This window comes from Cupriavidus sp. 05N39 (genome assembly GCF_056397325.1).
This window is the reverse complement of record NZ_JBFTNE010000100.1, coordinates 18,210-28,524: the sequence shown is the minus strand read 5'-3', so window position 1 is coordinate 28,524 and position 10,315 is coordinate 18,210. Positions and strand designations below refer to the sequence as shown.

At 63.5% G+C, this 10,315-nt stretch carries 9 protein-coding genes; 3 read left to right on the top strand and 6 right to left on the bottom strand.

Translation table 11 applies throughout. The annotated features are described in order from the left end of the window. The 4 genes from AC1DN0_RS32975 to AC1DN0_RS32960 form a co-directional block, all read right to left on the bottom strand. On the bottom strand, nt 1-722 hold a 722-nt coding region (locus AC1DN0_RS32975; protein WP_441637387.1), incomplete at its 3' end, for a hypothetical protein. Nucleotides 723-802: 80 nt separating this feature from the next. Next, complete coding sequence (locus tag AC1DN0_RS32970) at nt 803-2,761, bottom strand: zinc metalloprotease (RefSeq protein WP_441637386.1); 1,959 nt, start codon at nt 2,759-2,761, stop codon at nt 803-805. Nucleotides 2,762-2,768: 7 nt separating this feature from the next. Then, nucleotides 2,769-3,191: a DUF2345 domain-containing protein gene (locus AC1DN0_RS32965; protein ID WP_477146313.1), complete on the bottom strand. Its 423-nt coding sequence runs from the start codon at nt 3,189-3,191 to the stop codon at nt 2,769-2,771. 20 nt (nt 3,192-3,211) lie between these two features. Then, nucleotides 3,212-5,062, bottom strand: a complete 1,851-nt coding sequence (locus AC1DN0_RS32960; RefSeq protein WP_477146312.1) for a type VI secretion system Vgr family protein — start codon at nt 5,060-5,062, stop codon at nt 3,212-3,214. Nucleotides 5,063-5,362: 300 nt separating this feature from the next. Between AC1DN0_RS32960 and AC1DN0_RS32955 the strand changes: the two genes are divergently transcribed. Together AC1DN0_RS32955 and aroQ are read left to right on the top strand one after the other, a co-directional pair. Continuing rightward, on the top strand, nt 5,363-5,722 hold the full coding sequence (locus tag AC1DN0_RS32955) for a Gfo/Idh/MocA family oxidoreductase (protein WP_441637389.1): 360 nt from the start codon (nt 5,363-5,365) through the stop codon (nt 5,720-5,722). A 70-nt stretch (nt 5,723-5,792) separates the two neighbouring features. Beyond that, nucleotides 5,793-6,245 (top strand): type II 3-dehydroquinate dehydratase, encoded by a 453-nt coding sequence (gene aroQ, locus AC1DN0_RS32950; protein ID WP_441637382.1) that lies wholly within the window; start codon nt 5,793-5,795, stop codon nt 6,243-6,245. A gap of 55 nt (nt 6,246-6,300) precedes the next feature. Here the strand turns inward: aroQ and AC1DN0_RS32945 are convergent, their stop codons facing one another. Both AC1DN0_RS32945 and AC1DN0_RS32940 read right to left on the bottom strand, forming a co-directional pair. Continuing rightward, on the bottom strand, nt 6,301-7,650 hold the full coding sequence (locus tag AC1DN0_RS32945; RefSeq protein WP_441636801.1) for an MFS transporter: 1,350 nt from the start codon (nt 7,648-7,650) through the stop codon (nt 6,301-6,303). 104 nt (nt 7,651-7,754) lie between these two features. Continuing rightward, entirely contained in the window at nt 7,755-8,588 is an 834-nt protein-coding gene (locus tag AC1DN0_RS32940; RefSeq protein WP_441636803.1) for a shikimate dehydrogenase family protein, read from the bottom strand. A gap of 407 nt (nt 8,589-8,995) precedes the next feature. Here AC1DN0_RS32940 and AC1DN0_RS32935 point away from each other — a divergent pair, with 407 nt between their 5' ends. Further along, nucleotides 8,996-10,132: a 4-hydroxyphenylpyruvate dioxygenase family protein gene (locus tag AC1DN0_RS32935; RefSeq protein ID WP_441636805.1), complete on the top strand. Its 1,137-nt coding sequence runs from the start codon at nt 8,996-8,998 to the stop codon at nt 10,130-10,132. Nucleotides 10,133-10,315 lie beyond the last annotated feature (183 nt).

Genomic DNA, 10,315 nt, shown 5'->3' with positions numbered 1-10,315 from the left:
TTCAGCGCGTAGTCGCGTGCGCGGCAATAGCGCTGTTCTTCGGGTGTCATGGCCTGCTCGACGCCGCCGGGGAGGTACTGGCGGACGCCGATGTCTTCGAGTGGCTGCGGGTCGTTCAGGACCGGGATCAGCACCGGGACGAACTTTGGGATTCTCCAGGCGCGGAAGTCATAGAAGGTACGAAGGAAATTCCATTTGCGCTGGCGCCGGTCTGTCCCCAGCACATAGGCCATGCGTTCCATGCTGCCGGGATCATCCAGCAGTGCAAGTCCGAGAACAGCACCCTGACGCACGCCATAATATTTCGCTTCCAGGTATGGTCGGATATCGGCAACGCGTTGTTCCACAGGTACGGATATCTGGGCCATGGTCAGCAGGAGCTCCTTGTCATCTTCCTCTTCCGGAGGCTGCAGTTTTGCCTTGAGAATGGGGTAGACCTCGGGCCGCGGATCTTCGATCAAGCCATAGATGCTGTTGTATCCGCCGCCATTGCCGAAGCCCTGCGCTAGAAGCAGCGCGGATTCCTGTGTGCGGATCTGCCTCAGGCAAGCATAAGCGGCATCCTTTGTGTCACTTTCCTTGGCGGTCGCGATGAGGTTATTGGGATAACGTCGGGCGAGAATCGCCTTGATCTCAGGAATGACCTCGTTCCGGTAAGTGCGGCAGTATGTCTTGGCCTCGTCCCATTTTTTGTCGTTAATCAGTTGGGCCAGGGTTGGCATGGCTTGGGTCTCCTGAGCGGGTGCGGTTTGCGCGGTAGCGGATAGGGCCGGCATGGCCGTGGCAATGCCATAAAGCAGCGTCAGGCAAACACGCCATGACCGGGTTTGGCGTCGATGTCTTGGCTCCATGCGGTGTCGGTTCCTTTTGATTTGGATTGGTTGAGCAACGCGATATTGCGCGCTGTGGCGATTTCAGATTCGTCCGCACGGGACACAATCGTCGGCACGACTTTGCAACACAGCATCTTGCCGCCGCAGTCGACGTATCCCCCATTGGGGTACTGTGTTCTGCCATACCCCACATCGTTCAAGCGTCCGCGTTGACGTACGTTGGCTTGAAGCGGGGGCGTCGCCTGCAGTGCGGTGGAAACGTACATCAGGCTCCGGCGCGACCAGTAATCCTGCATGGCGTGGTCTTCCGGCCGGGTAGGCGGGTTCGCTACATCGTCACCGCTGGCGTTGATCGTGCCGGGATGCCAGAGGCCGAGGTAGTGGCCGATTTCGTGGGCAATGGCCTGTATGACTTCCGGTGCAGCCTGTTGGAAGCCGCCAGCCATCTTCTCGCCAACCACCAGCGCGGTGTTGCAGGCCCCCCATCCGATGCCAATCCCGCTCATGGTTCGGACCAGGTACATATTGAGCTTGCCGCTTAGCCGATTGACGCTGGTTATTTCATCGAACTCGGCAGCATTCATTTCACCGGCCTTTGTGAGCCGGATGTTCTCGTCGAGCCAGCCTTCGATCTCGTATTGGATGCCGGCCGCGCGCCAGATGTCGTTGACCTTGTCGAACAGGTTCCAGATATCGTGACGGGTCAGGCCTGGGCCAACCGGCGCAATGGCAGGATTGTCCTTCTGGCCGATGGTCATGGCGTGCACGACCACGGCGACCCAGATAGGGTTGTAGACTTCCACATAGAGGCGATGCAGGAGCGGGCCACCAGCGTTGCTATAGCGAACCTCAATGGTGGCCTTCCTGGGCTTCTCCCTATCACCGCCGTTGACTCCAGTCAGTTGCACGATATCGCCCGATGGCGTGCCAACCGTCACCACGCTTTCATCCGTGCTCTTGACGGACAATGGCACATTCTTGAACAAGTGCAGGCGTTGCAGGTAGATCTGAATGGTCTGTCCATTCGTCAGGCTGACCACCGGGCCGGGCCTGCCATCGACATAGCCGCGGTCATCCAGTTCCGGGTATTTCGGATCGAATCTGTTGTAGTTCTCGCGCACGAAGCGCACCGGCACGAAGCGGTGTCCTTCGTAGATCTCCCGCGCGAGTGGCTGCGACTTGCCTGGCTGCGGCTTGCCCTTGGCCGGCTGGGGTGGCGGTACGGCGCACGGTGTCATCGTGTCCGGCGGGGCGCTGCCGCCGCCTGCCGCCAGCCGGGCCACGAAATCGGGATGAAACTGCCTGGTGGTGGAGCTTGCGATGTCGGTGTGAAAGCCATATTTCCGGCCCGGATCGATCTTGCCATCGGCACCCACTTCGTGACGCTCGATTTCCCCGTCCGGCATGAGGCCGTTGTCCACCTGGAAGCGAAGAATGGCGTCCTCGATTTCAAGATGATCCAGCTTGTCGTTGGGCGTCTGGGGTTCCACTCGTGTGTTCGGTGGTACATAACAGTACGGCTTGTCGTAATAGCCCAGGATCATCAGGCGGCGTTTCGCGCCCTGGATGCTCATCGTCGTCCGGCCGTCGGTCGCTTCGTCGGCGCTGTAGTCGCGCGGTTGCAGGTGAATGGTTGTCCCCAGGATTTCCAGTTCTCCGGTCAACCCCGGCCGCAATCCCGGCAGCAGGATCTGGCCGTTGGGTTCGGTCTGGCTCTCGATGTCTGGCCGGCCGGGAATGCGCAGCTTGTAGAAGATGCCAGCCAGTGCGCGCTCGGACACTTTGCCGCTCATGCCGGGGTAGGTCTGGAAGTAAATCCGCAGGGGCCGCAGCGGCAGCCCCACCTGACAAACTGCGCCGCCGGGCTTCAGTGTCAGCGTGGGGAGCGGGGCCGCGGTCTTGGCGGGCTGGGAAGGATGGGTCGCCATGGTGTCCTTACAGGAGTTCGATTTTCAGGGGTTCGCCGAATTCGGCCAGACGCAGCGCGGTTTCGCCATCGGCGTTGGTTACGCCTTCGATGACGCTGCCATCGGCGCGCGTGATGCGATAGGGCTGGTAGGGCGCTGGCTGGTTGGCGTCTTCCCAGTGCAGCTTGTAGAAGCCGGAGTAGCCCTTGCCGAAGCTGGGCATGGGCGTGGTGCGGGTCTTGGGGCCGGTGAGCAAGCGGCTGCCCGCGTGGACCGCCCAGGACCCGCTGGTGCCGCTTTCGATGGAGCTGGGCGTCATGCGGTAGTACGTGCCGCCTACGTTGAAGACGATCTCCTCGGCGGCGGTGATCTCTACTTTCTTCTCGGTGCTGGTGATGCGCAGCGTGTCGCGCGACACCATCTCCATCTCATTGTTCTGCGCCTGCGCGATGAATTTGCCCTTGCGCGCGATCAGCTTGACATCCTCTGTGTGGCCGCACCTTCGCCCAGTGCCTGTTCCAGCCGCTGGATCGTTTCGCGCATCGCCAACGCATGGCCCTCTGCCTTGCGCCGGGCCTCGGTAGTGATCAGCATGCCGTCCGAACGGATGGCGCCCTTGCCATCGGTGCGCAACTCGAACCCTTCGCCGCGCTTGTCCTTGCGCCCCTCGGCGTCCTTTACCCGCACGTTGTGGCCCAGCGCCAGCAAGCTGTTCTGGTAGGCCGAGGCTACCTGGACCTGTTGTTGATCCTGGGTATCGTCATAGAGTGTGTGGTTGCGGCCCTCGCCAAACAGCTCCTTGCTCCGATAGCCGGATAGGGCATGCTGGCCGGGCAGGTTCCAGGGCGGCAGGTTCAGGCGGTTGTTCACCCGCCCGACAATGATCGGCAGGTCCGGGTCGCCTCCCATGAATTCCACCAGCACTTCCTGGCCGATGCGCGGCACGTGCGTGCTGCCGAACTGGTCGCCCGAGGCATAGTCGGCCACGCGAATCCAGCAGGAACTGTTCGCGTCGTCTTTGCCATAGCGGTCCCACGGGAACTGGACGCGGACCCGCCCCACGTCATCGCACCAGATGGCCTGGTTCTCGGGGCCGACGACCCTGGCGCTGTGATAGCCGCCCACCTTGGGCTTTTCCACGCGCTCTGGGCGGAAGATCTCATTGCTGGGCTGCGCTTCGAATTCGACCTCGCAGCGCCATTGCTGGCCGCTGCCGGAGACTTCCCCCACGTCCTCGATCCACAGGCGCGCGGCATAGATCAGGAATTCGCGGTTCGCCTTGCGCCGCATGAACCGCTTGAGTGTGAACATGCAGCCCGGCACCATCGCGCGCACGTTGCCCTTGCCCCGCACCCGGTAGCCGTGCTGGCGCATCGCTTCCATGCGGATGCGTGCGAGCATGTCGCCTTCCTGCCAGGCATCGCTGCCGGTCTTGGGTTGGGTGAAGTCGCCCGGCCACACATACCGTTCCTGCATCGGGTGGCTGGTGTCGCGCGGATCTTTGCTGGTGACGTTCAGATCGGCACGCGGCTGGTTGAAGTCGTAGTCGCCGTGCGTCCACTTGCCCGACACCAGCCGGTCGTGGATTTCGAAGGCGTGCAGGTGTTCCTTATCCACGCGATCCGAAGAGGGATACCAACTGATCGTGTGATAGGCGGCGCTGGGGAATTTGCGAAAGGCGCCGTTGCCATCGGTCAACACCATGCGGTGATGGCCATCTGCGTGTTCCCAATGGAAGTTGATTCCAAATTCGCTGAGGATGCGACAGAGAAACCGGTAGTCCGTTTCACCGAACTGCCACTGACATTCGCGCCGAGGGTACTCGATGCCGAACAGGCGCCGCTCGACCGGGAAGGTGTAATCCGACAGCACTTTCTCGGCGATTTCAATCACCGTCATGTTCTGGAACGACTTGTAATCGGTGGTCTGTGTGGCGAGCCAAAGCCAGGGGCGCAGCGTCATGCGGTAGACGACGTGCTGGTTCTCATAGATGGGGCCGTACAGGTCGGTGACGATGCCGGTGATTTCGCGCGTGCCCTTGCCGACGCCACCTTCAGGGCCTGACCCGGCGCCGTCCAGTTCAATTTCAACCGTCAGTTCCTGCCCCTGCATGGCTTCCATGTCCAGTTCGGCGGCAGGGCCATACAGGGCATTGCGTGCATCCGGGGTCTTGAGTTCCAGTTCGTAGGCGAACAGGCTGTTGATGCTTTCGGTGCCAGACAGCTTGGAGAACACCAGCATCGGCTGGCCAAGCAAAGTGGGCATGCCCGCACCGGTGACGCGGACGGTGCGGGAGGAAAACGACGGCAAGCGATGACCCATGCAAAACACTCCGTGAGAGATTGGAACTCGGTGGCTTGCGCATGGCGGCTGCCACGCGGTTCGGCCAGTCCAGGCGCAGTGACTCAGGGTGATGCTAAATAGGTGCGCTTAGCGAGTAAATCGGACGCGTCCGAATTCGCTATCGAAGTCAAATGCAAAGCGGAATGAGTTACGGCTGATATCACGCTCATTTCGGATGGCGCGACCAGCCTGGCGCAAGAGGCAATACCCGCGCTAGCGCGTTTGCAAATTGCTTACATTGCGTGGCGCGCAAACGACGCGGTCAGGTACTGCTGTCTGGTGCATGTCCGGCCATCCTTGCGCGTTGCGTGCCGGGCTTCTAGGAGGGCCAGAAGTTATCCGGATGAGGACTGCTACCTGATCGCCGGTGCGCACGGATCGCTAGCCGTGCAGACCATGCGACTCAAGACCTGCGCGCGCGACAAAGACCGCTCATGGTTAAAGCCATTCCAGGCCAGCGTGGCCGGATTGGTGCACGAGGACCCGCTCGAACGGCAGCTCGCGCATTTCTGCGACGTGATCCACGGCACGGCGAAGCCTCTTGCCACCGTGCATGATGGGCTGCAGAATCTGCGTGTCGCCGAGGCCATCGCCGAGGCTGCGCGCACAGGCTGCATCGTCGGGACGGTGGAGGCCTGAGCCGTGCATCCGCCAGCAAGGCGGCACCGATCGGAAGACCGGCAAGAACACCTGGGAAAGAGGAAACAACATGCAATCCGTACTCGTCATCAACGGCCCCAACCTGAACCTGTTGGGCACGCGCGAGCCGCAGATCTATGGCTCGACCACGCTGGCGGACGTCGAGGCGGCCCTGAAGCAGCAGGCCGCCGGAATGGGCTTGTCGCTGGACTGCTTCCAGAGCAACCACGAAGGCGCCATCGTCGACCGCATCCACGCGGCGCGCACCGAGGGCGTCAGCTACATCCTGATCAATCCCGGCGCGTTCACGCACACCAGCGTGGCGATCCGCGACGCCTTCGCCGGCGTGGCGATTCCCTTCGTGGAGGTGCATATCTCGAATGTGCACAAGCGCGAGGCGTTCCGCCACCATTCCTACCTGTCCGATATCGCGGAGGCGGTGATGGCAGGCTTCGGCACGCAGGGCTATGGCCTCGCGCTGCAGTTCATTGGCGCGAAGCTGAGAGCCACGCCGGCTAAATGAAAGCGGCGCGGCCCGGCGGAAAGCCGCCGGGCCGCGCCTCGCGCCGTCATGCGTTTCAGTGAGCGGGGGACTGGCCCTCGATCGCGCCAGGGACTGCGCGCGGCGCCATGAAGTACATCCAGGCCAGCGCGAGGAAATACGCGCAGGGAATCATGGTGAACAGCACCGAGTAGTTGTTGTGCGTCCTGGTCAGCACGTAGCCGACGAGCTGGGTCATGAACATGCCGCCGACGGCGCCCATCATGCCGCCGAAGCCGAACACGGAGCTGATGACTTCCTTGGGCGTGTAGTCCATCACCATGCTCCAGATGTTCGCGGTCCAGGCCTGGTGCGCGCCAATGGCGATCGAGATCGCGGCCACCGCCATCCACAGGCTGCTGGCGCCGGCGGCGAACACGATCATGGTGATGCAGGCGGCGAAGAGCAGCATCGACAGCAGCCGTGCCTTCACCGGCGCCATGCCCCGGCCGATCAACAGCGACGACAGCGCGCCGCCGCCAACGCTGCCGAGATCGGCGGCGAGGTAGATGACGATCAGCGGAATGCCCATCTGCGTCACGTTGATGCCGAGGTTGTACTGCTGGTTGAGAAACGGCGGCAGCCAGTAGAGATAGAACCAGAATACGGGGGCCGTGATGGTGTAGGCCAGCGCGAAGGCCCAGGTGCCGCGCATGCGCAGGATGCGCGAGTACGGCACCTTCTGCGGCGCGGGTTCCACGCCTTGCTGTACGTAGCGCAGCTCGCCCTGGCTGACGCGCGGGTGCTGCTCGGGATCGTAGTAGTTGCGCACCCAGAACACCACCCAGATGAGGCCGAGCGCGCCGATGCAGAAGAAGGCGGCCTGCCAGCCCCAGGCCACGAGGATCAGCGGCAGCATGACCGGCGCGACCATGGCCCCGACGTTGGTGCCGGCATTGAACAGGCCCGTGGCCACGGCACGCTCGCCCGCCGGAAACCACAGCCGCGTGGTCTTGACGCAGGCGGGATAGTTGGCGGCTTCGGTCAGGCCCAGGAAGAAGCGGCAAACCATGAAGCCAACGGCCGACACCGCCAGGCCGTGCGCGCCGGCGGCGACGCTCCACAGCAGCACCGCGATCAGGAACGCGCGCTTCACGCCGACCTTGTCGATAAAGCGCCCCTGCGCCCCAAAGCCCACGGCATAGCCAACCTGGAACCAGAAGTTGATATTGGCGTAGTCCTGGGCTGTCCAGTTCATGGCCTTGGCCAGTACCGGCTGCATCACGCCCAGCGCCGCACGGTCGATGTAGTTCAGCGTGGTGGCGAAGAACACCAGGGCCAGCATGCCCCAGCGCATGCGCCCGACGGCGAAGGCCGAGCGTATCTTGTCGCCAATCGTGCCATGCACGGCGAGTGGCGTGACAAGGTCCTTATGTGTCGTAGTCATGGGGGTGTCTCCGGGAATTTCCATTCTGTCTTGCGCCCTTGCCGTGGCATGGCGTCTGTGCTTTTGCGGCAGCGTACCCGCTGCGTGGCCGGCGAGCGCGCCGCTCAATAGGCGATCCTGGCCACGGCGCGTAACGCATCGGCCGTTGCCGTGCCGAAGCCGAAGAATTCCAGGTAGGCCGGAATCATTTCGAACAGCATGTCGGTGCCGACCTGGACCTTGCAGCCGCGCGCGATGGCCGCGCGCAGCAAGGGCGTGTATTCGGATTTCATCACCACCTCGCCAACCCATGCCTGCGGATCGATGCGCGATACGTCGAAGGGCAGGGGATCCGTCTCGTTCATGCCCAGCGGCGTGGCGTTGACCACCACTTCGTAGCCGGCGGGGTCGTTGGCGCCCACGCTGACCTGCAGGCTCGGATAGTGCGACTGCAGGCGTGCCGCCAGCGCTTGCGCGGAGGCTTCGCGCGCGTCGAACAGCCCCAGCCGCGCCACTCCGGCGGCAGCCAGCGACGCGGCGATGGCCGAACCGACGCCGCCGCAGCCCGAGACCAGCACGCTGGCGCCCTCCAGCCGGCAGCCCTTGCGCTGGATGCCGCGCACGAATCCGGCGCCATCGAACTGGTCGCCCAGCAAGGTGCCATCCTCGCGCAGCAGCACGGCGTTGCAGGCGCCGGCGATGCGCGCGGTCGGGGTGAGCGCGTCCACCAGTTCCATGGTGGTGACCTTGTGCGGCATGGTGATCAGCGCGCCGCGGATATTGGTCAGCCGGAACAGCGCGCGGAATCCGCTCGCGAAGTCCTCCGCTTTCAGGCCCATGGGCACCACCACGGCATTGATGCCGCGCTGTTCGAACCACGGGTTGTAGATCATCGGCGCCTTGAATGACTCGGTGGGGTAGCCGATATGGGCGATGAGAGTGGTCTTGCCGTTGATCATGATGTAGGCCGGGTTCGATGTGGATAGCCGAAGCTTAGAGGCTCAAGTGGCTTGTTCCAAGAGATTCAATCGGCACAATGCGCGATAGATGGACGAATGCGCGCGATTATAGGTCGAAATTCGGGTTTGCCCCCGGTGCTCCACCTACCCGGACAGAGCGGCAAGGCGAGATAAGGGTTTACGCCAGTTTCGTGCGTTCATCGTTCGCCGGTGCACGAATAATGTGGCGGGCCGGGGCTGTTGCCATTGTTGGCTGCGGGGGCGGCGGCTACGCTTCGGCTGCCGCCGCGCCCACCCGGTTCGGCGCGCGCGGGTCTTGCGGCCGGGCTAGAGCGAAGCCGGGGCCCTTGCTATGATGAGTGACGCCACACCCGCAGCCACCACGGATTCCATAAAGGAGCAGAGACATGAGCCTGTCGGCAGACGCTTTTTCCCCGCGCGGCGACGATTTCCAGCCTTGGGAGAATCCGCTGGGCATCATGGGTTATGAGTTCATCGAATTCGCGTCTCCCGACCCCGTGGCGCTCGGGCGTACCTTCGAGCGGTTCGGCTTCCATGCCATTGCCCAGCACCGGCACAAGAACGTGAAGCTGTTCCGGCAAGGCGAGATGAACTTCATCGTCGACGCGGAGCCGGATTCCTTCGCCACCCGCTATGCGTCCGAATACGGCCTGTCGATCTGTGCGGTCGGCATTCGCGTGAACGATGCGGCAACGGCCTTCGCGCGCGCGATCGATGCGGGCGCATGGCCGTTCGAGGGCGGGACGGTGGGGCCCATGGAACTGAACATTCCCGCCATCCAGGGCATCGGCCAGTCCATCATCTACTTCATCGACCGCTGGCGCGGCAAGGAAGGCCGGCCCGGCGACGTAGGCGACATCTCCATCTACGACGTCGATTTCCGCTCGCTGGCCCATGCGGCTTCGGACGCCGCCGCGTCCACCGCAGCCGGCCTCACCCGCGTGGACCATCTGACGCAGGCGGTCGATCCGGGCCACCTGGAAGAGTGGCTCGATTTCTACCGCAACGTGCTCGGGTTTCGCGAGATCCACGAAGTCAACGCCGGCTGGCATGTCGCCAGCGATTCACGCGTACTGCTTTCGCCATGCGGTCTGATCCGCATCCCGATCTACGAGAAGGGCACGCAGCGGCACGACCAGATGGAGCACTACCTGTCCGGCCATCACGGCGAGGGTATCCAGCATATTGCGCTGGCGACCGACGACCTCGTGGCCAGCGCGGCCGCGCTGGAGCGCAACGGCGTGCGTTTCGTCGAGCCGCCACCAGCCTATTACGACACCGTCGATGCGCGCGTGCCTGGCCACGGGCTGGATCTGGCCGCGTTGCGGCGCTATGGCATCCTGGTGGATGGCGCGCAGCGCGACGACGGGACGCGCGAGCGCTTCCTGCAAGCCTTCGCCCGGCGCGAGGCCGGCGAATTCTTCTTCGAGATCGTCCAGCGCGACGGCTACCACGGTTTCGGCGAGGGCAACCTGCCGGCGCTGGAAGCGGCCATGGCCCGCGCGCCCAGGTCGCCGGCCTGACCGGCCTGCGGATGGCCGCGCAGTGCCAGCTGCCACGCCAGGCCGCCAACGGCGATGCCGCACTGGCTTGACGGCACGGACCTGCTCGCGGATAGTGCGGTTCGCGGCATCCCGTGCTCAGCGCGGCGCCGGTGTCGTCCCAGCTTTTTCCTCCCTTGTTTCAGGCCGTGCAGCCGCGGCCCT